Source organism: Klebsiella sp. AqSCr (assembly GCF_008452795.1).
Lineage (GTDB): Bacteria > Pseudomonadota > Gammaproteobacteria > Enterobacterales > Enterobacteriaceae > Klebsiella > Klebsiella pneumoniae.
Genome location: NZ_MJDM01000001.1, coordinates 65,248 through 89,170, shown reverse-complemented (window position 1 = coordinate 89,170; position 23,923 = coordinate 65,248). Strand labels below are relative to the sequence as shown.

The window sequence follows — 23,923 nt, the reverse complement described above, 5'->3', positions numbered from 1 at the left end:
GATATGGATAAAAAACAGACGAATTAGCGGTGTTTTAAGAACTTTCCAGAAGGAAGGGAACGGGGGCGTAATCAGAAAAAAGCGCGGCCTGCGCCGCGCTTCGTCAGGGATTAGTGCTCGCGCGTTTTGCGGAACACCACGTCAGGGTAACGCTCCTGCGTCAGGTTCAGGTTGACCATTGTCGGGGCGATGTAGGTCAGGTTATCGCCGCCATCCAGCGCCAGCTGAACTTCATTTTTCCGCTTGAACTCTTCGAACTTCTTCACGTCAGTAGATTCAACCCAGCGCGCGGTGGCCACGTTGACCGATTCGTAAATCGCTTCCACGTTGTATTCGCTTTTCAGACGCGCTACCACCACGTCAAACTGCAGCACGCCGACGGCGCCAACGATCAGATCGTTATTAGCGATCGGGCGGAAGACCTGGACCGCGCCCTCTTCAGAGAGCTGAACCAGCCCTTTCAGCAGCTGTTTCTGCTTCAGCGGATCCTTCAGGCGAATACGACGGAACAGTTCCGGCGCGAAGTTCGGAATACCGGTGAACTTCATCATCTCGCCCTGGGTAAAGGTATCGCCAATCTGAATGGTGCCGTGGTTATGCAGGCCGATGATATCGCCTGGGTACGCTTCTTCAACGTGCGAGCGATCGCCCGCCATAAAGGTCAGCGCGTCGGAAATCACTACGTCCTTGCCGATACGCACCTGACGCAGCTTCATGCCTTTTTCATATTTGCCGGACACCACCCGCATGAAAGCCACGCGGTCGCGGTGTTTCGGATCCATGTTGGCCTGAATTTTAAACACGAAGCCGGTGAATTTCTCTTCCGTGGCGGTGACTTCACGCGTGTCGGTGTTGCGCGGCATCGGCGCCGGGGCCCACTCCACCAGGCCATCCAGCATATGGTCAACGCCGAAGTTACCTAACGCGGTTCCGAAGAAGACCGGGGTGATTTCCCCGGCCAGGAACAGATCTTTGTCGAACTCATTCGACGCTCCCTGCACCAGCTCCAGCTCGTCACGCAGCTGCTGCGCCAGGTCTTCCCCCACCGCCGCGTCGAGATCCGGGTTGTTGAGCCCCTTCACGATACGCACTTCCTGGATGGTGTGGCCTTTACCGGTCTGATACAGGTAGGTTTCGTCTTTGTAGAGATGATAAACGCCTTTGAACAGCTTGCCGCAGCCGATAGGCCAGGTAATCGGCGCGCAGCCGATTTTCAGCTCGTTCTCGACTTCATCCAGCAGCTCCATCGGATCGCGGATATCACGGTCGAGTTTGTTCATAAAGGTGAGGATCGGCGTATCGCGCAGACGGGTGACTTCCATCAGCTTACGGGTCCGATCTTCGACGCCTTTTGCCGCGTCAATCACCATCAGGCAGCAGTCCACCGCCGTCAGGGTACGGTAGGTATCTTCGGAGAAGTCTTCGTGCCCCGGGGTATCCAGCAGGTTCACCAGGCAGTCATGATACGGGAACTGCATTACCGAGGTGGTGATCGAGATACCACGCTGCTTTTCCATCTCCATCCAGTCGGATTTCGCGTGCTGGCTGGAACCACGACCTTTTACTGTACCGGCGGTCTGAATCGCCTGTCCGAACAGCAGCACCTTTTCGGTGATGGTGGTCTTACCGGCATCCGGGTGAGAAATAATGGCAAAAGTGCGGCGTTTGGCCACCTCTTGCAGATAAGGAGACAACGTCATAATTAATCTTCTAAGTAAACGCGGCCATGGGCCACGCATGTGGAATACGAAAAATTGCGGCTATTTTACCCATCAACGGGGGGGAGGCAATCAGTGTTTACACAGGAGCTGCTCCAGTTCGCTTAACGAGGTCACCGTCCAGTCCGGCTCGAGGTCCGCCGGCAGCTCGCGCTGATGCGCATTGAGCCAGCAGGTCGCCAGTCCGGCGTTCACGCCGCCGCGAATATCCGACTCGGCGGTATCGCCGACCATCAGCACCCGCGAGCGCGGTGGGTTACCCGCCTGCGCCAGCGCATAATCGAAAATACGCGCATCCGGCTTGGCGACACCCACCTGTTCAGAAATAATCAGCAAATCAAAGTGATCGCGTAAACCTGTCCGCTCCAGACGAGTCTGCTGCAGCGAGGTAAAGCCGTTGGTGATGATGCCCATTCTGACCTTGCCCTGCAGCGCGTTGAGCAGCGAGACCGCACCCGGCAACGGGGCACAGATTTCCGCCATCGCATTCATAAACGCGTCGTTGAGTTCCCCGGGCGGCACATTCAAACGTTCCGCCCAGCTATCAAAACGCTGATGCTGTAATTGTAGCGAGGTGATGGCGCCGTTTTGGTAATCCACCCATAGCGGCTTGTTCACGGCCTGATAGTCCTGAAAATCTTCGGCGGTAAAGGTCACGCTGTAGTCGAGAAACATCCGCTGCAAGCCGCTGAAAGAATCAAACGTAAACAGCGTTTCATCGGCATCAAAGAAAATCCAGTCCCATTTCATCGTATCACCTTGTGTTACATACTGATTGGCAGAGCCATAATAATGGCGTCTTCGCGTCCGTCGGTCGTAGGATAGTAGTTGCGGCGGATGGTTGCCTCATTGAAGCCTACGCTCTCATACAGCGCGATGGCGGCAACGTTGGATGCTCGCACCTCCAGCCACAGCGTGACGACGCCGAGTTTTTCGACTTCATCAATGACATGCTCCAGCAGCACTCGCCCCAGGCCGCGGCGCTGGTACGCGGGATCGACGGCGATATTGAACAGCGTCGCCTCATCCAGCACCACTTGCGTAATGGCGAAAGCCGCCATTTCGCCATCTACCGACAGCTGATAGTTGCGATAGCGCTCCCCCTGGTTAGTGGCCAGAGTCTGTTCGCTCCACGGGAAAGCGTGGGCGCGTTTTTCGATGTGCCAGGCTTTGGTTAAATCAGCCGTGCTGAGGGTAGAAATCGTGTTCATGTGCGCAGATTTGTTGCCAGAGCGCCCTGCGAGCCGGCGCGCTGGTCTGGAGTTCATCAAAAGCGGGGGTGGACACCTGGGCGCCCGCCAGCGGCAGCGACGCCTCTGTGCCCAACCGCCAGCTGTTGCAGCGGCTGTCCTGCGGCAGCATCGCCACCCACTCCGGGGTCAGCTGCAGGACCTGATCTGGCGTCACGGCCAGCGCGCGTAATATGTCGCCAATCAGCGGCTCTGTCAGCGACGGCGGGGTTTCCGCCACCATCACCAGACGAATATGGTCAGGAAGCGAGATAGCGATTTCGCCCTGCAACGCCCCCGGTCGGCGCAGCGACCACTGGGTAATGCCCAGCTGCTGTAATTGCCAGTCTCGTCGGGATGTCATAGCGAAACACTCCTGTTAAACAAGCGCGCAATATAGCAAATCCGTCGTATCTGCGCCAACAAACTACTATAATCGGCGCCAGTCTTAATGAAGGAGTGTTTCATGTCCGCTTTTACCCCGGCAAGTGAAGTCTTGCTGCGCCACAGTGATGATTTCGAGTCCGCCCGCGTTCTGTTTGCCGGTGACCTGCAGGATGACCTGCCTGCGCGTCTGGATACCGCGGCCAGCCGCGCCCACACCCAACAGTTCCACCACTGGCAGGTCCTCAACCGCCAGATGGGTGACACCGTCCGTTTTAGCTTAGTGGCTGAGGCCGCTGACGTCGCCGAATGCGACACCCTGATCTACTACTGGCCAAAGAACAAACCAGAGGCGCAGTTCCAGCTGATGAACCTGCTCTCTCTGCTGCCGGTGGGAAGCGACATTTTCGTCGTCGGTGAAAACCGCAGCGGCGTCCGCAGCGCGGAGCAGATGCTGGCTGAATACGCGCCATTAAACAAAGTGGATAGCGCCCGCCGCTGTGGCCTCTATCATGGCCGTCTGGAAAAGCAGCCGACCTTCGACGCCGACGCATTCTGGGGCGAATACACACTGGATAATCTGACGATAAAAACCCTGCCGGGCGTCTTCAGCCGCGACGGTCTGGACGTCGGCAGCCAGCTGCTGCTCTCCACCCTCGAGCCGCATACCAAAGGGAAAGTGCTCGACGTCGGCTGCGGCGCGGGCGTGCTGGCCGCCGCGCTGGCCAGCCATTCACCGAAAGTGCGCCTCACCCTGTGCGACGTCAGCGCCCCGGCGGTCGAAGCCAGCCGCGCGACGCTTGCCGCCAACGGCCTGGCTGGCGATGTGTTTGCCAGCAACGTCTTCTCCGAGGTCAATGGTCGCTTCGACATGATCATCTCCAACCCGCCATTCCATGACGGCCTGCAGACCAGTCTCGAAGCCGCCCAGGCGCTGATCCGCGGCGCAGTTCGCCATCTGAACAGCGGCGGCGAGCTGCGCATTGTCGCCAACGCCTTCCTGCCGTATCCGCAGGTGCTGGATGAGACGTTCGGCTTCCATGAGGTGATCGCTCAGACCGGGCGCTTTAAGGTCTATCGCACCATTATGACCCGTCAGGCGAAAAAATAATCGTCTTTTCACGCCGGCGGCCCGCTCCTGGTACCGCTGGCGCTTCCCGCGGGCAAATCCGCCCATTTTTGCAGCAATCGATACAACCTGCATAATTAACTATTGACGTGTCGCCGAAAACCACTAGAATGCGCCTCCGTGGTAACGATACTTTCAGAGTATCGATGGTATGCGAAGGTGGCGGAATTGGTAGACGCGCTAGCTTCAGGTGTTAGTGTCCTTACGGACGTGGGGGTTCAAGTCCCCCCCCTCGCACCAATATTCTTCCCTCTCCCGGCATTATCCTCTCAGTTTAATATCCACAATCATCAGCATTATTCCGCCAATCAATGCGACGCACGATGGCAGCAGGATAAAATGGCGCAATTGACGATGCCAGATCATCGCCGCGGACATCAGCATGCCCACCGCGACCAGTACCCGCCATACGTCAGCCGACACTCCGGCATACCCGAGAGCGACAATTAGCGCGCCGGGAATCATCACTCCCCAGCCGCTTCCTAATGCTCGCTGCAGCATGGTTTCACCTCTCACAACGATAATGATAACCAATATCATATGATAATCTTTATCATTTGTCATTTGCGACGTGCTCTGCCCCTTTTTCTTTACGTTCGCGGTAATGACATACATTCATGAAGGTGATAAATTAAGCGGATTATCGATATATATTAAATATTTTGCTTATTTTGCAAATAACCTTTTTTGCACATTGTTATCAGACTCTTCATTTTTGGCTTTCATCATTTTGAAATTTAACGACTAATAATGATTCTTCCGATATGACTGCACAAACCTGGCGAGCACACTACGCACAAAAATATCAATATTCCTTACGGCTTTTTTTACTGCTTAATTTCATTTCTTCCTCGCTGTCGCTGGTCACCCCCCTATTTACGGTAGTTCGTTTTACGCTGCCCTGCGCCCTGATCGTCGTCTGCAGCGGGCTGCTGCTGCTCTGGCACTGGAAATGGCCGCAATCGAAAATAAATATTCCCACTATCTCGTTGTTATTTGGCATGCTATGGGCATGGCACGTAGTGACAAAAGCGATGCTATTGACACCGCCGCATTTTAACTATCTGGTGATCGCCCTATTAAGCATTCTGTTTATCGGCACCATCGCTTTTTCCAATAATATCACTGCCTTTACCCTCCACTCTTTACCAACTTTCCTTGCCTGCCTGATAATGGCGGAGGGGGAACAATGGTTGCGTATGACTTACTGCTTTATGCTGCCTATAGCCGGTATTACCCTGCAAAATATTATCCAGAAGCGCAGCGATGCCTTTACGCAGGGTTTAATGGATAAACTGATGCATGAACGCAATACGCTCAACGATCTCAGTATGCTCGATCCCCTGACCGGTTTGTATAATCGCCGCGGACTGCAGAACCGCCTCGATACCCTGCTGGCGCTGGACGGCGACAACCACTACGTGCTGCTCCTCGATATCGATCACTTCAAGGCCTATAACGATCACTATGGTCATATGATGGGTGACCAGGCGCTTATTCGCGTCTCTGCTGCCATTCGCAACGCTGTACGCTCACGCGATATTGTCGCCCGCTTTGGTGGAGAGGAGTTTATGGTGCTGCTGACCAATAGCAGCGAAGAAACGGCCTGGAAGACAGCCGAACGTATACGTCAGCGGGTCTATGACCTGAAGATCCCGCATATGTTTAATGAAAGCGTCGCCACCAACGTCACCATCAGTATTGGCCTGACGCCGCTCATTAATGACAACATTGAACAAGCGCTGGCGCGCGCCGACGGCGCACTCTATGAGGCCAAAAATAAAGGCCGCAACATTATTCTTGCCAGTTGACCTGCGCGCGCTGCGACATCGCGGCGCCGATAAAAGCCTTGCCATGCCGCCTGCAAGCAACTAATATCAGTAATCATTATCATTTAGATTTGTATCTGGAAATCGAATGGCCTGGCGTTCCCTTCCTCTCAGCGATGAACTTATCTGGCGGGCTCCTTTGCCGACGGCTGAGCATGCCCTGGCGGAGAGTATTCGGGAAAAAATCGCCACCCTGCGTCCACACCTGCTTGATTTCCTGCGACTTGACGAACCCGCCCCACGGCACGCGTTAACGCTTGCCGAATGGTCGCAACCCATCGCCTTGCGCTCCCTGCTGGCCACCTGGTCCGATCATATCTATCGTCATCAGCCGACGCTGCCTCGGGAACAGAAGCCTCTGCTCTCGCTCTGGGCGCAATGGTATATCGGTCTGCTGGTGCCGCCGCTGATGCTGGCGCTGCTCAATGAACCGCAAGGCCTCAGCCTGGCGCCAGAACATTTCCATGTCGAATTTCATGAAAGCGGCCGGGCGGCCTGCTTCTGGATTGATGTGCATAGCGATGCCGACATCGAGAGGCTTTCACCGCAGGCGCGAATGGATGCCCTGGTAACGCGCACCCTGCAGCCGGTTGTTGAGGCGCTGGCAGCGACGGGCGAAATCAATAGCAAACTTATCTGGAGCAATACCGGCTATCTGATTAACTGGTATCTTGGGGAAATGCGCGCGCTGCTGGGTGATGAGCGGCTTGCCGCGCTACGTCAGCACTGTTTTTTTGAAAAACAACTCGCCGATGGCCAGGATAACCCGCTGTGGCGAACGGTGATGCTGCGTGAAGGGCAGTTAGTCCGACGCACCTGCTGTCAGCGCTATCGCCTGCCGGATGTCCAACAGTGCGGCGACTGTACGCTTAAATAATTACCACTTACCTGAAAAGTAACGGGCGGCCTTTACCGCCCGTTGCTATTTATGCGGTCTGTTGACTCTCCTGCTCCGCCCGCTCGGCCTCTTCCGCTTCCTGAGCAAGCAGCTGTTTCTCATATACCTTAAAGAATGGGAAGTAGATGATTGCCGACACGCAGGCCAGAACAATGACCAGAATCGCCGCCCGGAAATCCCAGCCCAGCGCCCAGGCGCCGCCAATTGGCGCTGGCGCCGTCCATGGTACGACGGAGATGACGCGGCCAATCAGATCCAGCTTCATTGCCGCCCAGGCCAGCACCGCGTTCACCATCGGCGCCAGCAGGAACGGAATAAAGAACACTGGGTTCATGACGATAGGCGTCCCAAAGATCACCGGCTCGTTGATATTGAACAGGCTTGGCACCACGCTCAAACGACCAATGGAGCGCAAATGCGCTGAACGGCTGCGCAGATAACAGAACACCAGTCCCATGGTCGCCCCGGAACCTCCGACCACGATAAAGAAGGTCCAGAACGCCTCCATAAAGATATGCGGCAGAGGCGCGCCCTGGGCCAGCGCCTGCTGGTTCATACCGAGGTTAGTCAGCCAGAACATCTGCAGCATCCCGGACACGATCGCCGCACCGTGGATCCCGGCAAACCACAGCAGGTGGCCGATCAGCACCGCCAACAGAATTGCCGGCAGAGAGTCGGCTGCCGAAACCAGCGGCTTGAAAATGGCCATAATGGCCTGCGGGATCAGCATGTCAAAATGGTGCTGGATAAACAGGCTCAGCGGATAGAGCGTCAGCACGACCACCAGCACCGGGATCAACAGATCAAACGAGTTTTTGATCATCGGCGGAACCTGGTCCGGCAAGCGGATCCCAATGTTGTGCGCTTTCAAGAAACGCATCATCTCCACGCAGTAGATCGCCACCAGGATGGCGGTAAAGATCCCGGTCCCCCCGAGGCTATCCACCGGCAGCGTGCCATTGGTCTTCGGCGCGGCAATCAGCAAAAAGGCCATGATCGACAGCATTGCGCACATAAAGGGATCGAGCTGATTGGATTTCTCGTAATGCTTACCGAGGTTATAGGAGATTGCCGCGCAAATGTAGATCGACATGATCCCCATCGTCATATCAAAGGGGGTCAGAATACGCCCCTCAAACTCTTTCGCCAGATCCAGCCAGGCGCGGGCAAAACCCCAGGTGGTATCCGGTGAGAACGGTGGATAAGCAAACACTAACAGGAACGATCCGACGATCATAAACGGCATCGCTGAGATAAATCCGTCACGGATAGCCATGACGTGGCGCTGCGACGAGATCCGCCCTGCTATGGGGCTTATGTAATTTTCTACAAAGCGAAATATCAAATTAAACGCAGCATGGTTAGCAGACATAGTAGCCCTCCTGACAGGCTATTGATACTGGCCCAACAACGATTACCCTGCCGTTACGATGACCGCTTTTTGACGCAGCAGGCCGCTGGCGGATTGTGCAACCGGCTATACTGCTCATGAGGCAACGATTCATACACGGCTCTTTTGTTATAAATAAAAGGAGAAGTGACTGTTCCAGTATTCATCTCAATGCAGATAACCGCAACCGGTTACAGTAACCGGTTACGGCGATTGTGAAGGAGATCGACAAAATAGAAAGAATCTGGATTGTCCGCGCTGATATTTACACTCCGCCAGGCTTGTGACAGATTTAACCAGGCTTAAATCAGGAGAATCCAATGAGTCTGCAGTCTGTACGGCAGTTTTTTGCCGAACACGCCCCCGATATCGAAATTATTGAGTTAAATCAGAGTACCGCCACCGTCGCACTTGCCGCTGCCGCACACAACGTTGAGCCGGGGCAAATTGCCAAAACGCTGTCGCTCAAGATCAAAGATAAGATTGTACTGATCGTCGCCAGGGGCGATGCGCGGCTGGATAATAAAAAGCTGAAAGAGACCTTTGGCGCGAAAGCACGCATGCTAAGCAGCGATGAAGTGGTTACCTGGACCGGTCATCCGGTCGGCGGCGTTTGCCCGTTTGGTCTGGAAAACCCGCTGGCAGTCTACTGCGACGTCTCTCTCAGACATTATCAGGAAGTACTACCCGCAGCGGGAGCCATCCATAGCGCGGTTCGCATTGAACCAGAACGCATGGCGCAGCTCACCGATGCAACATGGGTAGATGTGTGTTTATAGACGCATTACGCTACCTGTTTAACGGCGCTGGTCGTACTATTGAGCGGTAAATGCAACAGGATATCCGCCGCGTTTAATAAACCAATGTCTGAGCGAACTCCGAGCTTGGTCATGGCGTTAAACTTATGCGCGCGGATCGTTTTAATATTCCGGTTGAGCTGTATCGCAATATCAGAAAGCGAATATCCCCACGACATATACCGAAGGATGGCGTGCTCCGTCGGGCTTAGCGGATCGTTGCACGCCTCTCTGTCGCAAAATTGTTCGCTGCCGCTGAGATGATGATTGTCCAGTAGCTGCAGCAAACGCTCCTGTAGCCCGCGTCGCGGCGCGGATTTATTCAGTATGCCGTGCAAACAGGCCGGCATAAGATGGCCGATCAGGTGCATTTCACTTTCATTATTAGCCAGAATAATCGTTTGGACTTCCGGCCGGCACCGCGCCATTTCATGAACAAAGAGCAGACTCTCGGCTCGTGAAGAACGACTTCCCGAAAGAGAAAAAATAATGGTTGACCAGGGAAACGGTATTTCCGCCGCCCTGAGCATACTGACATTTTTAAACAGATGAATATGATAACGGCGATTATCTTCACGACTAAAGATATAGCGCCATGCCATTTCCGTCATCACGCATTTTTCTACGATGGCGACATGGCGGGTTGTACTATTTTTTTCCATTCCATTTGCTCCCCGTAAGCTGAATTGATATTCAGCTCTTGCATTCCCTGCGCGCTGTTGATCCAGGCATACATTTCAGCGTTGCTGCGTAGCGATAAGCGACGCATTGCGCTGTTTTTCTGCGCGCTGATCGTCTTATTACTCTTTTTCAACAGCGCGGCGATCTGGTTTATTCCCCAACCCTTCGCCAGAAGGCGCAGAACTTTACGCTCTGAAAGAGTGAGCATCGCCGCAGAGTGGTAGCTTGCGAAATCGCTGTCCTCATCCCCGGCAAACAGCGTACGGCTAATCTGTTCAGCCGCACGGCTACCGGCGCAAATCACCTCAATCAGCCGGTTAACCGGCTCGCTCTCGGAGATCAACGAGCTTTCAGGACGAATTAATAGCTCAACGGCCAACGGATAGAGGCTGTCGCTGACCATAAAAACCCAGTGAATATCACGGTACTGAGTCATGAGGGAGTAATAACGCTCGCAGACGGCTCGGGGGTGCGCAATCTCGCCGGAGATATCCGCGACAACCAGCACCGCCCGCCGCAGTTGTAAAAGGGTGAGCTCATCATGAGAACGACAAAAACTCAGTTCGTAATCAGGGAGGTTCTCATTGAAGATCACCTTTAACCCTGATTGCATGACGGGAATTTTACTAATAACGACGCCAAACTTACCTTGTCCTGGTAACATAACACCTCCGCTTCCTGTCGAAGTTCCTTCGCTTGCCTGCAAACGATCGGCGAGCGACTTTATCGCCATATCATTTCCTGGATGAATATTAAAATCATATTCATGGCCTGCGCACACGATATACGTAACGACCGAACCGTGGTCATACCGTGTAAAATATTATTGCCGTGTATACTTGCGATTAATATTAACACAGACGTTCCTGCGCTAATAAATTAGAAAAGATAAAAACATTATTTAGCAAAAATAATTTCAGTACTGAACATTATGAAGCATTATCTTTAATTGTTTCTCTAAATGCTTTGGGTGACATACCGCTATAGCGACGGAAAAAACGCGAAAAATAGGCTGCATCGCTAAACCCCAAATAATCAGAGAGTTGTGTAATCGTCATGCGGGTGTACTGCAGATTGCGTCGCGCTTCAAGCATCAACCGCTGATGCAATACTCCAAGAGCGCTACAGCCATAAAACTCACGACATAAATAATTTAAGTGCGTAACCGACAGTCCAATCAGCTTCGCATACTCCGCCAACGGGAGATGCTGTCGGTAGTGGCTCTCGATAAGGCGGGCGAAGTGGCGCATCATGCTGCGCTTCCGCTCCGCTTTATCTTCCGCGGGGGACGCGGGATGGCACTGTCGGTTCAGCCAGACCAACAGCGTCCCCAGCAGCGAATAGAGCATCATTTCTCGCGCATCGTGCTCTTCGCAGTACTCCTCGCGAAGCGCTGAAAACAGCGTATGCATGCGCCCGCGAGAACGGCCCACCGGCACACACTGCGGCACGCTAAGCACATCCAGAGGGCGACCGAACTGATTTTCAAACCGGCTCAGCAGCGGCAGCGCCAGAGAGAGCACAAACCCTTGCGTCCCGGGTGAAAAATTAAACCCGTGAATACAGAGGGCGGGAACCACCTGGATGCAGGACTCCGTCATCACCGCGGTGGCGCCTTCAATTTCGATCTCCGCCCGCCCCTGATGCAGATAGAGAAGCTGGACCATTTCCGCATGCTGATGGACGCGAATATGCCACTGATACAGGCTGCTGCGCTGTAAAATCGACTCACAGTGCAGCAGGTCCGGCGTCGGCCAGCCGCACTCTTCGCCATACAGCTTAAATACGGGCACGGTTTGAACGAACGGCATGATGACTCCTCTTAATTCAGGCGACACGCTCCATGGGCAAGCCCACGTAGTTTTCCGCGATAGTGGTCAGCCCGGCGCGCGAGCCCAGATAGTAGCGGCGGTCGGCGGCCTGCATTTTAGCGTCGAACGCGTTCTGATCCGGAAAATCATGCAGCAGGCGGGTCATAAACCAGCTAAAGCGTTCCCCTTTCCAGACCCGATCCAGCGCCAGTTGCGAGTAGGCCGCCAGCAGATCGCTGCGGCCACGATGGTAGTATTCGCGCAGAATCCGCCACAGATAGTTCACGTCCGATGCCGCCAGATTTAATCCTTTCGCCCCGGTTGGCGGAACGATATGCGCCGCATCCCCCACCAGGAACAACCGCCCATATTGCATCGGCTCCACGACGAAGCTACGCAGGGGGGGCAATGCTCTTCTCAAGTGAGTGACCAGTCACTAACCTGGATGCCAGCTCCTCCGGCAAGCGGCTTTTCAGCTCCTGCCAGAAGCGCTCGTCCGACCATGCTTCAACCTTATCGCTCAGCGGAACCTGCAGATAATAGCGGCTGCGAGTCAGTGAGCGTTGACTGCACAATACAAACCCCCGCTGATGGTGCGCATAAATAAGCTCCGGATTGACCGGCGGCGTATCCGCCAGCAGGCCTAGCCAGCCAAACGGCCACACGCTCTCGTAGGTCTGCAAAATGCCAGCTGGAATACTTTGCCGCGATACGCCGTGGAAACCGTCGCAACCGGCAATAAAATCGCACTCCAGACGGCAGGTTTCCCCTTCGCTGAGGTAGGTGATCGTCGGCCGGTCGCTTTTGGCGTCATGGATAGCCACCTCGCTCACGCCATAGACGATCGGCGCGCCGCTGGCGGCCCGGGCAGCCATCAGATCGCGGGTGACTTCGGTCTGGCCATAAACCATTACGCTCTTACCGTCGGTTAGCTCGCTCAGTGCGACGGGCACCCGCTGGCCGTCAAACAGAAACTCCACCCCATGATGCACCAGGCCTTCGGCATCCATCCGCTGCGCCACGCCCGCTTCGCGCAGCAGATCAACGGTACCGCTTTCCAGAATTCCCGCGCGGATGCGCCCCAGCACATACTGCGGCGTTTGACGCTCAAGGATCACGGTATGGATCCCGGCGTTGTGCAGCAACTGCCCCAGCAGCAGCCCGGAGGGGCCCGCGCCAATAATCGCGACCTGTGTCTTCATAGGGATGTCTCACTCTTGCAGGGTTAATTATTAGTATAATTTTTGTTTAATAAAAGTGCTTTTCTGCATTTTTGATAAGTCAGTGGGGAAAAAGAAGGGATGAATGGCGACAAAAATTGCACTTTTCACCATACTGGCAAAAGTGTGGGATGCTTCAAATTCTGCCGCCCCGCAGACCGGGAATTTTTGCACATTATTTGATCCCACCCCCCTCAGCCGCCACTGCGCTTCAGGTTAAAGTATCGGCAGATACCAGGCGTCGTGGACAATAGAGGAAGTATGCAGGTTGATCGGACACAGCAGCGGGCAATCACACGTTTATGCATCCAGTGTGGTCTTTTTCTGTTACAGCACGGCGCCGAGAGTGCGCTGGTGGAGGAACTGTCAACACGTCTCGGGCTGGCGTTGGGGATGGACAGCGTTGAAAGCGCCATCTCTTCGAATGCCATCGTCCTGACCACCATTAAAAATGGCGAATGTCTTACCTCTACGCGCAAAAATGTCGATCGCGGCATTAATATGCATGTGGTGACGGAAGTGCAGCACATTGTGATCCTCGCCGAGCATAAGCTGCTGGACTATCGCGACGTCGAGAAGCGTTTTGCGCAGATCGTTCCCCTGCGCTATCCGCGCTGGCTGCTGGTGCTGATGGTGGGTCTTTCCTGCGCCTGTTTCTGCAAACTGAATAACGGCGGTTGGGATGGGGCGCTGGTCAGCTTCTGCGCCAGCACGGTAGCCATGTACATTCGCCAGGTGCTGACCCATCGCTCCATGCATCCGCAGATCAACTTCTGCATCACCGCCTTTGTCGCCACCACCATCTCCGGGCTGCTGCTGCGCCTCCCGGCGTTTGCCAGCACGCCGACCATTGCCATGGCCGCCAGCGTCCTGCTGCTGGTCCCGGGTTTTCCATTAATCAATGCCGTCGCCGATATGTTTAAAGGGCATATCAATACCGGACTCGCCCGCTGGGCGATCGCCAGCCTGCTAACCCTAGCCACCTGCATTGGCGTGGTGATGGCCATGACCGTATGGGGGCTGCGCGGATGGGCATAATCTCATTTATTTTTGCGCTGGCGGAAGACATGCTGCTGGCGGCGATCCCCGCCGTCGGGTTTGCGATGGTCTTTAATGTCCCTCAGCGCGCTCTGCGCTGGTGCGCGCTGCTGGGGGCGATTGGCCATGGCTCGCGTATGATCATGATGAGCGCCGGTTTTAACATTGAATGGGCCACCTTTCTCGCCGCTCTGCTGGTGGGCAGCATTGGCATTCAATGGTCGCGCTGGTATCTGGCGCATCCGAAGATTTTTACCGTCGCCGCCGTGATCCCGATGTTTCCTGGCATCTCAGCCTACACGGCGATGATTTCCGCGGTAAAAATCAGTCATTTTGGTTATTCGGAAGAGATGATGATTTTGCTGCTGAGCAATTTTTTAAAGGCCTCTTCGATTGTGGGCGCCCTTTCGATTGGCCTGTCGATACCCGGCCTGTGGCTGTATCGTAAGCGTCCTCGCGTCTAACCCCGACGTCGCGGTTAATCCGCGACGCTCCTTCCGCGATGGCCTCTGTGCTACTATGTGCAGATCACCCCACTCTTTGCAGTTCAGAGTTGAGATAGAGTTATGTCTTCGCGAATTTTAACCTCCCATTTTAGCGGCCTGGAAGAGTTCCTCCAGCAGCACGCGGCGCTGCTGGCAAAATCGACTGACGGCACCGTTGCCGTTTTTGCCAATAACGCGCCGGCATTCTATGCGCTGACGCCAGCGCGGCTGGCGCAACTGCTGGAGCTGGAAGCCAGGCTGGCGCGCCCCGGCAGCGACATCGCGCTTGACCCGCAGTTTTTCGAGGAGCCCGCCGCGGCGCCGGTTGCGGTGCCGATGGGCAAATTTGCTATGTACGCCGGATGGCAGCCTGACGCCGATTTTCAGCGCCTGGCCGCGCTGTGGGGCATTGCCCTGAGCCAGCCAGTCACGCCGGAAGAGCTGGCCGCTTTCGTCGCTTACTGGCAGGCGGAAGGTAAAGTCTTTCACCACGTGCAGTGGCAGCAGAAGCTGGCGCGTAGCGTGCAAATCAGCCGCGCCAGCAACGGCGGACAGCCGAAGCGCGATGTGAACAGCGTTAGCGAACCCGACAGCCATATTCCGCGAGGTTTCCGAGGATGAGCATGAAAAACGTTGGCGACCTGATGAAACGCCTGCAGAAAATGATGCCGGCACATATTGAACCGGCGTTTAAAACCGGCGAAGAGCTGCTGGCCTGGCAAAAAGAGCAAGGCCGGCTGCGTTCCGAAGCGCTGGAGCGAGAGAATCGCGCGATGAAAATGCAGCGCACCTTCAACCGCTCGGGGATCCGCCCGCTGCATCAGAACTGCTCCTTTGATAACTATCGCGTCGAGTGCGAGGGGCAGATGAATGCGCTCGCCCGGGCGCGCCAGTACGTGGAAGAGTTCGATGGCAATATCGCCAGCTTTATCTTCTCCGGTAAACCGGGCACTGGCAAAAACCACCTGGCGGCAGCCATTTGCAACGAGCTGCTGCTGCGCGGGAAGTCGGTCTTAATCATCACCGTGGCCGATATTATGTCGGCGATGAAAGATACCTTCGGCAACCGGGAAACGAGCGAAGAACAGTTGCTTAACGACCTCAGCATGGTCGACCTGCTGGTGATCGATGAAATTGGTATGCAGACGGAGTCTCGCTATGAAAAAGTCATTATCAATCAGATAGTTGACCGGCGCTCATCCTCCAAACGACCTACCGGGATGCTCACCAACAGCAATATGGAAGAGATGAACAAACTGCTCGGCGAGCGGGTGATGGACCGTATGCGGCTCGGCAACAGCCTGTGGGTTATCTTCAATTGGGAAAGTTACCGGCACCGCGTTACAGGCAAGGAGTATTAAGAGATTTCCGGGCGACGACGGCGTTATACTAAAGCGATTATTCAGTCACGCTTATGAGTCCGTCTATGAAATCGTTTAAAAATAGCGTTATTGCCGCGCTTGCCGTTAGCGCGTTTACCCTCTCTGGCGCCCACGCCGCCTCCTGGCAGGATTCCCTTAACAGCGCTGCCAGCCAGCTCAGCGGCAATAACGCCCAGGCCAGCGGCGGCATGTCCGTCTCCTCGCTAACCAGCCTGCTCAACGGCAGCAGCCAATCCCTGACCGCCAGCAGCATGAATAATGCGGCCGGGATACTGTCATATTGCGCGAAACAGAAGCTGGCCTCCGTGACCAGCGCCGATAACGTCAAAAATCAGGTGCTGGATAAACTGGGGCTTAGCACGCCGGAAAAACAAAAACAGGACACCAGCTATCTGGATGGCCTGCAGGGGCTGCTCAACAGCAAAAACGGCCAGCAGTTGGACCTGAATACGCTCGGCAATAGCTCGCTGGCGAAACAGGTAAAAACCAAAGCCTGCGATCTGGTCTTAAAACAGGGTGTTAATTTCCTCTCCTGATCCTGACTGACAAGGCCGCATTTGTTGCCTTCGCGGCGGCGCCGCGGCCTGAAACGCTTTTTTTGCAGTTTTCCTGTTCCGTTTTCCCATTTCGCCCGATGCGATGCCGATCAAAAAAGGCAACTTCTAAGCCAATTCTGAATAACTGCACACTTTCATGACGCTAGAATTGCAGCAAGATGGCGCTGCAATTACAGTGGGGCTTGAAAAGTAATCTGTTCTGCCAGCCGATAACTGGCATTAATGAGGATGAGCTGTGTCAGAGTTGTTATCCATCGCCTTATTTTTAGCTTCGGTGGTGCTGTATGCCTGGAAAGCGGGTCGTAACACCTGGTGGTTTGCCGCCACGCTCACGGTGTTAGGCCTGTTCGTGGTGCTGAATATCACCCTCTACGCCAGTGACTACTTCACCGGCGACGGCATCAACGACGCGGTACTCTACACTCTGACCAACAGCCTGACCGGCGCCGGGATCGGCAAATATATACTGCCGGGGGTCGGCGTGGCCGTCGCACTGGTCGCCGTCTTTGGCGCCCTCGGCTGGGTGCTGCGCCGCCGTCGGCATCATCCTCATCACGTCGGTTACAGCCTGGCGGCGCTACTGCTGGCGCTGGCCTCCGTTGATGCCAGCCCGGCCTTCCATCAGATCAGCGAGCTGGTGAAATCCCAGTCACGCGAGGGCGATCCAGACTTTGCCGCGTACTATAAAGAGCCGTCGAAGCAAATCGACAATCCGCAGCTGAACCTGGTCTATATCTATGGCGAAAGTCTCGAGCGCACCTATTTTGATAACGACGCCTTCCCCAACCTCACCCCTGAGCTTGGCAGAATTAAAGCTGAGGCCATTGATTTCAGCAATACCATGCAGCTGCCGGGGACCGATTACACTATCGCCGGCATGGTCGCCTCACAGTGCGGCATTCCGCTGTTCGCGCCGTTCGAAGGTAATGCCTCAGCCTCAGTCTCCAGCTTCTTTCCACAGAATATTTGCCTTGGCGATATTCTGAAGAACTCCGGTTACGAGAATTACTTTGTGCAGGGGGCTAACCTGCGCTTTGCCGGCAAAGACGTGTTTCTTAAATCCCACGGCTTCGATCATCTGTACGGGGCGGAAGAGCTAAAAACTACGGTGGCGGATCCTACCTACCGCAACGACTGGGGCTTCTATGACGACACTGTGCTCGACGAGACCTGGAAAAAATTCGAAGAGCTGTCGCAGTCCGGGAAACGCTTCTCGCTCTTCGCCCTGACGGTGGATACCCACCATCCCGACGGTTTTATCTCACGCACCTGCGAGCGTAAACGCTATGATGTGGACGGCAAGAAAAACCTCTCTTTCAGCGCCGTTAGCTGCAGTCAGGAACATATCGCCGCGCTGATAGAAAAGATTAAAGCCTCACCCTATTTCAAAAACACGGTCATCGTGGTCTCTTCCGATCACCTGGCCATGAAGAACAGCGCCTGGGATTATCTCAACAAGCACGATCGCAGCAATCTGTTCTTCGTCCTGCGCGGCGATAAACCGCAGCAGGAGACCCTGGCGGTGAAACGCAACACCATGGATAACGGCGCGACGGTGCTGGATATTCTCGGCGGCGATAACTATATCGGCCTCGGGCGTAGCAGCCTCTCCGGCCAGTCGCTCTCCGGTATTTTCATGAATATGAAAGAGAAAGTCCTGGCATGGAAGCCTGACGTGATCCGCCTGTGGAATTTCCCCAAAGAAATGAAGAATTTCACCATCGACTCGCAAAAAAATATGATCGCTTTCTCCGGCAGCCATTTCCGCCTGCCGCTGCTGCTGCGGGTATCTGACCAGCGCGTAGAACCGCTGCCGGAGAGTGAATACTCTGCGCCGCTGCGCTTCCAGCTGGCCGATTTCGCGCCACGGGATAATTTCGTGTGGGTCGATCGCTGCTATAAAATGGGCCAGCTGTGGTCGCCTGAGCTGGCGCTCTCCACCGACTGGTGCGTCTCGCAGGGACAGCTGGGGGGTGAGCAGAAGGTCCAGCACGTTGATAAGCCGCAGTGGCACGGCAAGACCGCCTTCAGGGACACCCTTATCGATATGGAGCGCTATAAGGGCAACGTCGATACGCTGAAAATTGTCGACAACGATATTCGCTATAAGGCCGACAGCTTCGTGTTTAACGTCGCTGGCGCCCCGGAAGAGGTTAAACAGTTCAGCGGTATTTCGCGTCCCGAGTCGTGGGGGCGGTGGTCCAATGCTCAGTTGGGCAGCGACGTGAAGATTGAATATAAAGAGCCGCTGCCGGAGAAATTTGATCTGGTGATCACCGCCAAAGCTTATGGCCCAAACGCTAATAAGCCGATTCCGGTGCGAGTTGGAGAAAGTGAGCAAGTGCTCACTCTGGATAATGACGTGACTACCACGACGCTGCACTTTGACAACCCAACGCGCAGCAACACGCTGATCATCACCCCGCCGGACCCGCAAACCACTAACGAGGGCAATATCCTCGGCCACTCCCCGCGTCAGTTGGGGATCGGCATGGTGGAGATCAAAGTGGTGAAAAGCGAAGGCTAACGCAATCCTGCCCGGCGAATTTTCGCGCCGGGCAGCGGTTGTCGTGGCAGGACGTTAACCACACAGCGGCTGTAGTTCATCAGCCGACAGTCCGGTGATCTTCTGTACCATCTCTTTGTCGAGGCCATTCTGTAACATACTGCCGGCAATGCGCAGCGCCTCGCGTCGGCTGCCTTCCTGCAAGCCCTCCAGGTGCCCTTCTTCCCGGCCTTCCAGTCGGCCTTGTTGCCGACCTTCCTGCTTAAGCTTTTGCGCGATAGACATCAATGTCTCCTCATACTGTGGCAGACGGCGGGCCAGCCGGCGGAGAAACACGCCCGGCTCGGCCGTATTACCGTACTGCAGCATATAGTGAAACAGCATTCTCAACTGCCGACGGTTAGTGTATCCCAGCATCACAACGGCCGCCAACGACTCCGTTATGCCGCTGAGATCGCGCTGGCGAATATGTTTTTGCATCAGCTCCAGCAAGGCGACTCGCCGATGTTGCACGATGTCATCGTCCGGCATCACCGTCACGTCGATCAATGGAAACGGACAGCCATACAGCGTCTTCGCCAGCTGCGGGTCGGCAAATTCATCCAGCCAGTTGAGGGAAAAAGGATACGGACTGGTTGCACCGTGATAAAAAAGCATCGGCACCACCAGCGGCAGCGTTTTGTGCCCGGCATCCAGGTGGCGCTGCATTGCGGCAATCGCATAGCGCATCAGGCGAAAGGCCATATGGCTATCCGGTGAGCTCTGGTGCTCTATCACCACGTAAACATACCCCGTGCCGCAGGTGGTCTGCACCGACCAGAGGACATCTGAATACCAGGCGCGCAGATCCTCATCGATAAAGCTCGCCGACTGCAGCCTCAGGGTAGAGAAATCGCACCGCTGACGGATCGCTTCGGGAAGGTAGAGGGTGAGGAAATCAGTCGCTGTCTCCGGGTGACGAAGAAATCGCTTAAAGACCGCATCGTGCGGCGTCGAGGTCATCCGTTTTTTCATGGCCATCCGCTTGCCTGAAAGAGAAGGTAAGCCGGACTCTATCACCGGTTTTTACCCGGTTGGGTTTGACGACAATTTTCTGGGAAGCGCCTCGGAGAATAGCATGGCGGCCAGCCCGGCTGGCCGCCATCAACACGGCTTAGTAATCAAACTGCCGGTAGTAACGGCGGATATTGAGGTCGTGGCCGGTATGGTGTTCAAAGTGGGCCGCCAGCCGGTCCACCAGCAGAGTGGACACCACGCACGGCGCCATAACCCAGCGGAACGCGTCATCAATGCCGTTCAGCGGATAGTCGCGCGGGTCGATAACCACCAGATGGTCAGTTATTTTTTCGGCAAAACGCTCGACGCGTTCGTCCAGCGCCCGGCATCTCCCCTCGCCTTTCACCAGAAACAGCGGAACCTCTTTTTCCAGCAGCTCCAGGGTGCCGTGGAAAAATTCAGCGGAGCTCACCGACTTCGTCCGCTTCCACTGCATCTCTTCGAGAATACACATTGAGAACAGATAGACCTCGCCCCACATTTCCGCGCCGCCAATCCACATCATATAGTCGCAGTCATGGTATTGCGCGGCAATGCTATCCGCTCGGGGATCGAACTGGCGTTTCGCCTGCAGGAGATTTTCCGGCAGTAACTCGAGCTGGCTGGCAAATCGCGCATAATCAGCAAACTCGCCGTGACGAAAAATGACGCGGAAGAATAACCAGTACAGCAGCATATATTCATATTCCACGCCATTTTTGTGGCACATCGGAATATGCCAACTGGCGGCGGCAGCCAATGGCGAGTCGGCGTGACGAGTAATAGCTACCACGCGGATCCCCTGTGCCTTGCACCATTCGGCAATGGCGACCGACTCTTTGGTATCGCCGGATTTAGATAACGTAACGACAACCGCATCTTTATTTAATTTTTTATGTCCGCGATGGATTAACTCCGCGGCCTGTTCAAGATATACCGGCACGCTGGTTAATTCCTTGGCAAATTCATTAATTGCCATCATCGGCGCCAGGGAACCACCTACCGAAGCAAAAAATAATGCGCTACAGCCGCTGTCATAAATATCGTCGGCTACGGTTTCAGCCTGTTTACGCGCAGCGATGATCTCGCGAGCACTGGTCAGGTACTCGTCCTGATTAAAACCCAACATAGTTTTCTCCTGAATATTCAGATTTTACTTTTTAAGACGCGGTCAAAATCGTCGAAAATACGTTTAGCCAGATCGATGCCTTTCAGTCCTGCGGTATGCCAGGCGAGCATCTGCACTGGGACAATCAGCAGCAGAGGCGCCAGGTGATGCTCGCACGGACAGTTTAGCGCCAGCGTTTGAGCATCCTCTTCGTCACCCAGCGTCAGGGTAAAGGCCCGGCCAATGGACGGCGCCAGATAGTCGCGCAGCGCCCGGGTTCGCGCGTCCGGCGTATCTTCAATAAACAGCATCACATGGCGGGCATTGGCTTCCAGATAGGGGCCATGCATATAGGCTTCCAGCTCAAAGCCGCTGGAAGGCACGCGCACCGTCTCGGTAAATTTGGTTTCGAACTCCTTCGCCACGCCAACCAGCGCGCCGTAGCCGGTGGCGACAAAGCGCTCGCCGCTGCGCAGCGTTTCGCTATGGCGGTCAATAAAGCGCGAGGTACGGACGATAACCTCCGGGATCGCCGCTACCAGCCGCTGCAATTCAGCGAGATAGTGCTGCTCCTCGACCTCGCTGGCTTTCTCCTGCTTACGAGCAATGATCAGCGCTATCAGCAACAGGTTGAGCACCGTCGCGCTAAAGCCGCGGGTCACAAACCCTACGCTCTCGATCCCGGTATTAATATCCAGAACGCCATCGCTGGCGCATCCTATCGGGCTTTGCGGATCTGAGGTCAGGGCGAAAACCGACTTGCCGGAAGCCTGTACCTTACGCATCGCCTCCAGCGTCGACGCGCTTTTTCCGCTCTGTGAAATCGCCACCACCAGATCGGCATGCGGGTCGATCGCGTCGTAATGGGTGAAGTTGTACGGCTCTTTAATGTCAAGCAGCACACCGAAGCGTTGCTCAAAGAAATAGCGCGCGCACAGCGCGGCATTCAGCGACGATCCGGTCGCGAGCAATAATATCCGCCGTACCGGGTGCTGGCGGGCGAAGGTTTCAATCGGCGCCAGCTTTTGCCGGTAGTCGCGCAGGATCTGCGCCAGGCAGGCTGGCTCTTCACTGATATATGTCATCATTGTTGGTCGCATAGCTCACTCCCGTTAAAACAATCCGATCCACGAACCCAGAATGCCCACCAGTGCCATGCCGCCAATAATTGAGAGCGGTTTAACTTTCCGTCCCAGTAGCCAGTAGACGATGCCAAAACTCACCAACGGCAGCATGCAGGGCAGAATGTCGTTGATAATGTCCTGTACCTGGGTTTTGGCCTCCCCGGCGCCGAAGGAGAGAGGAATGGTGATATCGATCATTGAAGCGGTCATCGCCCCGACTACCATCAGACCGATAATCGACGCCCCGTAGGTCAGGCTCTCCATCATTCCGCTCTTCTGGATCCGCTGCAGGACCCCGGTGCCCAGTACGTAGCCCCAGCGGGTAAAACACCAGCGCACCAGAATGTGCGGCACGTTAAACACCAGCAGAAACAGGATCGGCCCGAGGATGTTGCCCTTCAGCGCCAGGCTGGTGCCGATCCCGGTGGCGATGAGGCGCAGCGTCCCCCAAAAGAAAGAGTCACCCAGCCCGGCTAACGGTCCCATCAGTGAGGCTTTGACGTTATCAATCGCAGTGGCATCCATGTTTTTCTGCTGACTGTTTTTCTCTTCCATCGCCGTGGTGATCCCCAGCAGCAGGGTGACGATATGCGGCGTGGTATTGAAAAAAACCAGATGCCGCTTCAGCGCTGCGGCCAGCTCCTCTCTGCGCGGATAGAGCTTCTTCAGCACCGGGATCAACGCGTAAACAAAGGCGAGATTCATCTGCCGCTCATAGTTCCACGAGAACTCCATCTGGAAAGAGCGCCAGAACACCCGGCGTAAATCGCGCGGCGTAATCCGGGTTTCTTCCTGCGCCTGCGGCTGCAGGGTCTCTTCAGAAATCATCTTCGTCGTCATCGCTGACTCCTTGTTCTGTCGTGATACGAGGTGAATTCAATGCGGTGACGTTAACCATGACCACCGCCACGATGGCGCCGAGAATGGCGATACCGGTCACCGGGATTTTCAAATAGGCCATCAGCACAAAACCGAGGAAAAAATACGGCGCCACTTTCTTGTTAATCAGCAGCCTGGCGAGCATCGCGAAGCCGAGGGCCGGGATGATGCCGGTGGCGACGCTGAGCCCATGTTTGATGAATTCCGGGATCGTATCGAGCAGGGATTTCACCGCGTTGCTGCCCACCAGGAATGAGACGGTGACCACCGCGGCAAGCATCAGCGACAGGCCGAATCCGGCAATCAAATGCATCCGCTCAATGCCGCGGAGATCCGCCCGTTCCGCATACCCGTCCGCCCTCTGGCTAAGCATTGGAATGAACATCCCCAGATAGATATTTTTCAGGATCAAAGTCAGCGTGGCGATAGGCAGGCCAAGCAGCAACGCCGTTTCTGTGCCTGCGCCAGAGGTAATGGCGAACGCCACGCCGAGAATACCGCCGGTCACGACGTCGGGCGGGATCGAGGCGCCAACGGAGAAAGAGCCGATAAACGCCAGCTCCAGCGTCGCGCCCATAATGACGCCGGTCTGTACATCCCCCAGCACCAGCCCGGTCAACAGCCCGGTGACGATAGGCCGTGAAATTAGCGACGTCCCTAAGGCATATTCCGATTGCGCGATAAACGCCACCAGACCCAGTAAGAGAGCCTCTACCATAATCT

Annotated in this window: 24 protein-coding genes, 1 tRNA gene and 2 pseudogenes; 12 read left to right on the top strand and 15 right to left on the bottom strand. The window is 55.4% G+C overall.

The genetic code is table 11. The features are described from left to right. Positions 1-110: 110 nt before the first annotated feature. From prfC to BHE81_RS00440, 4 genes are all read right to left on the bottom strand, one after another. Positions 111-1,700, bottom strand: coding sequence for a peptide chain release factor 3 (prfC, locus tag BHE81_RS00455; protein WP_002887711.1), 1,590 nt, complete (start codon positions 1,698-1,700; stop codon positions 111-113). A 90-nt stretch (positions 1,701-1,790) separates the two neighbouring features. Then, positions 1,791-2,468, bottom strand: a complete 678-nt coding sequence (gene yjjG, locus BHE81_RS00450; RefSeq protein WP_004146044.1) for a pyrimidine 5'-nucleotidase — start codon at positions 2,466-2,468, stop codon at positions 1,791-1,793. A 14-nt stretch (positions 2,469-2,482) separates the two neighbouring features. Further along, a complete protein-coding gene (rimI, locus tag BHE81_RS00445; RefSeq protein WP_021441160.1) occupies positions 2,483-2,929 on the bottom strand; it encodes a ribosomal protein S18-alanine N-acetyltransferase in 447 nt (148 codons plus the stop codon). Beyond that, on the bottom strand, positions 2,898-3,311 hold the full coding sequence (locus tag BHE81_RS00440; protein WP_023343071.1) for a DNA polymerase III subunit psi: 414 nt from the start codon (positions 3,309-3,311) through the stop codon (positions 2,898-2,900). The genes rimI and BHE81_RS00440 overlap by 32 nt, the downstream gene beginning before the upstream one ends. A 102-nt stretch (positions 3,312-3,413) precedes the next feature. Between BHE81_RS00440 and rsmC the strand changes: the two genes are divergently transcribed. Next, positions 3,414-4,442 carry a 16S rRNA (guanine(1207)-N(2))-methyltransferase RsmC gene (rsmC, locus tag BHE81_RS00435; RefSeq protein ID WP_004177499.1) on the top strand — a complete coding sequence of 343 codons (1,029 nt, stop codon included), beginning with the start codon at positions 3,414-3,416 and terminating at the stop codon, positions 4,440-4,442. Between the two features lie 171 nt (positions 4,443-4,613). Next, positions 4,614-4,700, top strand: a tRNA-Leu gene (locus BHE81_RS00430). A gap of 21 nt (positions 4,701-4,721) precedes the next feature. Here BHE81_RS00430 and BHE81_RS00425 read toward each other — a convergent pair. Further along, positions 4,722-4,961 carry a DUF1435 domain-containing protein gene (locus tag BHE81_RS00425; RefSeq protein ID WP_002887654.1) on the bottom strand — a complete coding sequence of 80 codons (240 nt, stop codon included), beginning with the start codon at positions 4,959-4,961 and terminating at the stop codon, positions 4,722-4,724. A gap of 70 nt (positions 4,962-5,031) precedes the next feature. On the opposite strand from BHE81_RS00425, the pseudogene BHE81_RS27980 reads away from it, so the two are divergent. The 3 genes and pseudogenes from BHE81_RS27980 to fhuF all read left to right on the top strand — a co-directional run bounded on the left by BHE81_RS27980 (position 5,032) and on the right by fhuF (position 7,166). Beyond that, positions 5,032-5,201 (top strand): annotated as a pseudogene (locus BHE81_RS27980) (hypothetical protein). 23 nt (positions 5,202-5,224) lie between these two features. After that, positions 5,225-6,271, top strand: coding sequence for a GGDEF domain-containing protein (locus BHE81_RS00420; protein WP_002887653.1), 1,047 nt, complete (start codon positions 5,225-5,227; stop codon positions 6,269-6,271). Positions 6,272-6,377: 106 nt separating this feature from the next. Then, the gene (fhuF, locus tag BHE81_RS00415; RefSeq protein ID WP_002887652.1) at positions 6,378-7,166 is read left to right on the top strand and encodes a siderophore-iron reductase FhuF; all 789 of its coding nucleotides are present in this window, start codon (positions 6,378-6,380) and stop codon (positions 7,164-7,166) included. A gap of 49 nt (positions 7,167-7,215) precedes the next feature. Here the strand turns inward: fhuF and BHE81_RS00410 are convergent, their stop codons facing one another. Further along, a complete protein-coding gene (locus BHE81_RS00410; RefSeq protein WP_002887650.1) occupies positions 7,216-8,559 on the bottom strand; it encodes a PTS cellobiose transporter subunit IIC in 1,344 nt (447 codons plus the stop codon). Between the two features lie 338 nt (positions 8,560-8,897). Here BHE81_RS00410 and BHE81_RS00405 point away from each other — a divergent pair, with 338 nt between their 5' ends. Beyond that, a complete protein-coding gene (locus BHE81_RS00405) occupies positions 8,898-9,356 on the top strand; it encodes a YbaK/EbsC family protein (RefSeq protein ID WP_004151383.1) in 459 nt (152 codons plus the stop codon). Positions 9,357-9,361: 5 nt separating this feature from the next. Here the strand turns inward: BHE81_RS00405 and bglJ are convergent, their stop codons facing one another. The 4 genes and pseudogenes from bglJ to pobA form a co-directional block, all read right to left on the bottom strand. Next, positions 9,362-10,036, bottom strand: coding sequence for a DNA-binding transcriptional activator BglJ (gene bglJ, locus BHE81_RS00400; RefSeq protein ID WP_002887647.1), 675 nt, complete (start codon positions 10,034-10,036; stop codon positions 9,362-9,364). Then, positions 9,997-10,719: a helix-turn-helix transcriptional regulator gene (locus BHE81_RS00395; protein WP_002887645.1), complete on the bottom strand. Its 723-nt coding sequence runs from the start codon at positions 10,717-10,719 to the stop codon at positions 9,997-9,999. Before BHE81_RS00395 ends, bglJ begins: the two co-directional genes overlap by 40 nt. Positions 10,720-10,984: 265 nt before the next feature. After that, positions 10,985-11,866, bottom strand: coding sequence for a helix-turn-helix domain-containing protein (locus BHE81_RS00390; RefSeq protein ID WP_002887643.1), 882 nt, complete (start codon positions 11,864-11,866; stop codon positions 10,985-10,987). A 16-nt stretch (positions 11,867-11,882) separates the two neighbouring features. Next, positions 11,883-13,068, bottom strand: a pseudogene (pobA, locus tag BHE81_RS00385) (4-hydroxybenzoate 3-monooxygenase). Between the two features lie 279 nt (positions 13,069-13,347). On the opposite strand from pobA, the gene BHE81_RS00380 reads away from it, so the two are divergent. The 6 genes from BHE81_RS00380 (at position 13,348) to opgB (ending at position 19,075) form a co-directional block, all read left to right on the top strand. Further along, positions 13,348-14,124: a threonine/serine ThrE exporter family protein gene (locus tag BHE81_RS00380; protein WP_004146059.1), complete on the top strand. Its 777-nt coding sequence runs from the start codon at positions 13,348-13,350 to the stop codon at positions 14,122-14,124. Next, positions 14,115-14,588: a threonine/serine exporter gene (locus tag BHE81_RS00375; RefSeq protein WP_002887631.1), complete on the top strand. Its 474-nt coding sequence runs from the start codon at positions 14,115-14,117 to the stop codon at positions 14,586-14,588. The genes BHE81_RS00380 and BHE81_RS00375 overlap by 10 nt, the downstream gene beginning before the upstream one ends. Positions 14,589-14,690: 102 nt before the next feature. Further along, positions 14,691-15,230, top strand: a complete 540-nt coding sequence (gene dnaT / locus BHE81_RS00370) for a primosomal protein DnaT (protein WP_002887624.1) — start codon at positions 14,691-14,693, stop codon at positions 15,228-15,230. Between the two features lie 2 nt (positions 15,231-15,232). Beyond that, a complete protein-coding gene (gene dnaC, locus BHE81_RS00365) occupies positions 15,233-15,970 on the top strand; it encodes a DNA replication protein DnaC (RefSeq protein WP_002887623.1) in 738 nt (245 codons plus the stop codon). Positions 15,971-16,035: 65 nt separating this feature from the next. After that, a complete protein-coding gene (locus BHE81_RS00360) occupies positions 16,036-16,527 on the top strand; it encodes a DUF2501 domain-containing protein (protein ID WP_023343070.1) in 492 nt (163 codons plus the stop codon). Positions 16,528-16,783: 256 nt separating this feature from the next. Next, positions 16,784-19,075, top strand: coding sequence for a phosphatidylglycerol--membrane-oligosaccharide glycerophosphotransferase (opgB, locus tag BHE81_RS00355; RefSeq protein WP_004222503.1), 2,292 nt, complete (start codon positions 16,784-16,786; stop codon positions 19,073-19,075). A 54-nt stretch (positions 19,076-19,129) separates the two neighbouring features. On the opposite strand, the gene BHE81_RS00350 is transcribed toward opgB, so the two are convergent. The 5 genes from BHE81_RS00350 to BHE81_RS00330 form a co-directional block, all read right to left on the bottom strand. Then, positions 19,130-20,074 (bottom strand): Rpn family recombination-promoting nuclease/putative transposase, encoded by a 945-nt coding sequence (locus BHE81_RS00350; RefSeq protein WP_016831532.1) that lies wholly within the window; start codon positions 20,072-20,074, stop codon positions 19,130-19,132. Between the two features lie 133 nt (positions 20,075-20,207). After that, complete coding sequence (locus BHE81_RS00345; protein ID WP_015959384.1) at positions 20,208-21,218, bottom strand: SIS domain-containing protein; 1,011 nt, start codon at positions 21,216-21,218, stop codon at positions 20,208-20,210. A 17-nt stretch (positions 21,219-21,235) separates the two neighbouring features. Then, positions 21,236-22,297, bottom strand: a complete 1,062-nt coding sequence (locus tag BHE81_RS00340; protein ID WP_004888694.1) for an SIS domain-containing protein — start codon at positions 22,295-22,297, stop codon at positions 21,236-21,238. A gap of 12 nt (positions 22,298-22,309) precedes the next feature. Beyond that, the gene (locus BHE81_RS00335) at positions 22,310-23,161 is read right to left on the bottom strand and encodes a PTS system mannose/fructose/sorbose family transporter subunit IID (RefSeq protein WP_004146068.1); all 852 of its coding nucleotides are present in this window, start codon (positions 23,159-23,161) and stop codon (positions 22,310-22,312) included. Beyond that, on the bottom strand, positions 23,139-23,918 hold the full coding sequence (locus BHE81_RS00330; protein ID WP_004177513.1) for a PTS mannose/fructose/sorbose/N-acetylgalactosamine transporter subunit IIC: 780 nt from the start codon (positions 23,916-23,918) through the stop codon (positions 23,139-23,141). Before BHE81_RS00330 ends, BHE81_RS00335 begins: the two co-directional genes overlap by 23 nt. Positions 23,919-23,923 lie beyond the last annotated feature (5 nt).

Excerpts from the sequence above, each read along its gene's own strand:
- prfC (WP_002887711.1), bottom strand. The coding sequence starts at position 1,700 with ATGACGTTGTCTCCTTATCTGCAAGAGGTGGCCAAACGCCGCACTTTT.
- yjjG (WP_004146044.1), bottom strand. The coding sequence starts at position 2,468 with ATGAAATGGGACTGGATTTTCTTTGATGCCGATGAAACGCTGTTTACG.
- rimI (WP_021441160.1), bottom strand. The coding sequence starts at position 2,929 with ATGAACACGATTTCTACCCTCAGCACGGCTGATTTAACCAAAGCCTGG.
- BHE81_RS00440 (WP_023343071.1), bottom strand. The coding sequence starts at position 3,311 with ATGACATCCCGACGAGACTGGCAATTACAGCAGCTGGGCATTACCCAG.
- rsmC (WP_004177499.1), top strand. The coding sequence starts at position 3,414 with ATGTCCGCTTTTACCCCGGCAAGTGAAGTCTTGCTGCGCCACAGTGAT.
- BHE81_RS00425 (WP_002887654.1), bottom strand. The coding sequence starts at position 4,961 with ATGCTGCAGCGAGCATTAGGAAGCGGCTGGGGAGTGATGATTCCCGGC.
- BHE81_RS00420 (WP_002887653.1), top strand. The coding sequence starts at position 5,225 with ATGACTGCACAAACCTGGCGAGCACACTACGCACAAAAATATCAATAT.
- fhuF (WP_002887652.1), top strand. The coding sequence starts at position 6,378 with ATGGCCTGGCGTTCCCTTCCTCTCAGCGATGAACTTATCTGGCGGGCT.
- BHE81_RS00410 (WP_002887650.1), bottom strand. The coding sequence starts at position 8,559 with ATGTCTGCTAACCATGCTGCGTTTAATTTGATATTTCGCTTTGTAGAA.
- BHE81_RS00405 (WP_004151383.1), top strand. The coding sequence starts at position 8,898 with ATGAGTCTGCAGTCTGTACGGCAGTTTTTTGCCGAACACGCCCCCGAT.
- bglJ (WP_002887647.1), bottom strand. The coding sequence starts at position 10,036 with ATGGAAAAAAATAGTACAACCCGCCATGTCGCCATCGTAGAAAAATGC.
- BHE81_RS00395 (WP_002887645.1), bottom strand. The coding sequence starts at position 10,719 with ATGTTACCAGGACAAGGTAAGTTTGGCGTCGTTATTAGTAAAATTCCC.
- BHE81_RS00390 (WP_002887643.1), bottom strand. The coding sequence starts at position 11,866 with ATGCCGTTCGTTCAAACCGTGCCCGTATTTAAGCTGTATGGCGAAGAG.
- BHE81_RS00380 (WP_004146059.1), top strand. The coding sequence starts at position 13,348 with ATGCAGGTTGATCGGACACAGCAGCGGGCAATCACACGTTTATGCATC.
- BHE81_RS00375 (WP_002887631.1), top strand. The coding sequence starts at position 14,115 with ATGGGCATAATCTCATTTATTTTTGCGCTGGCGGAAGACATGCTGCTG.
- dnaT (WP_002887624.1), top strand. The coding sequence starts at position 14,691 with ATGTCTTCGCGAATTTTAACCTCCCATTTTAGCGGCCTGGAAGAGTTC.
- dnaC (WP_002887623.1), top strand. The coding sequence starts at position 15,233 with ATGAAAAACGTTGGCGACCTGATGAAACGCCTGCAGAAAATGATGCCG.
- BHE81_RS00360 (WP_023343070.1), top strand. The coding sequence starts at position 16,036 with ATGAAATCGTTTAAAAATAGCGTTATTGCCGCGCTTGCCGTTAGCGCG.
- BHE81_RS00350 (WP_016831532.1), bottom strand. The coding sequence starts at position 20,074 with ATGGCCATGAAAAAACGGATGACCTCGACGCCGCACGATGCGGTCTTT.
- BHE81_RS00345 (WP_015959384.1), bottom strand. The coding sequence starts at position 21,218 with ATGTTGGGTTTTAATCAGGACGAGTACCTGACCAGTGCTCGCGAGATC.
- BHE81_RS00340 (WP_004888694.1), bottom strand. The coding sequence starts at position 22,297 with ATGCGACCAACAATGATGACATATATCAGTGAAGAGCCAGCCTGCCTG.
- BHE81_RS00335 (WP_004146068.1), bottom strand. The coding sequence starts at position 23,161 with ATGACGACGAAGATGATTTCTGAAGAGACCCTGCAGCCGCAGGCGCAG.
- BHE81_RS00330 (WP_004177513.1), bottom strand. The coding sequence starts at position 23,918 with ATGGTAGAGGCTCTCTTACTGGGTCTGGTGGCGTTTATCGCGCAATCG.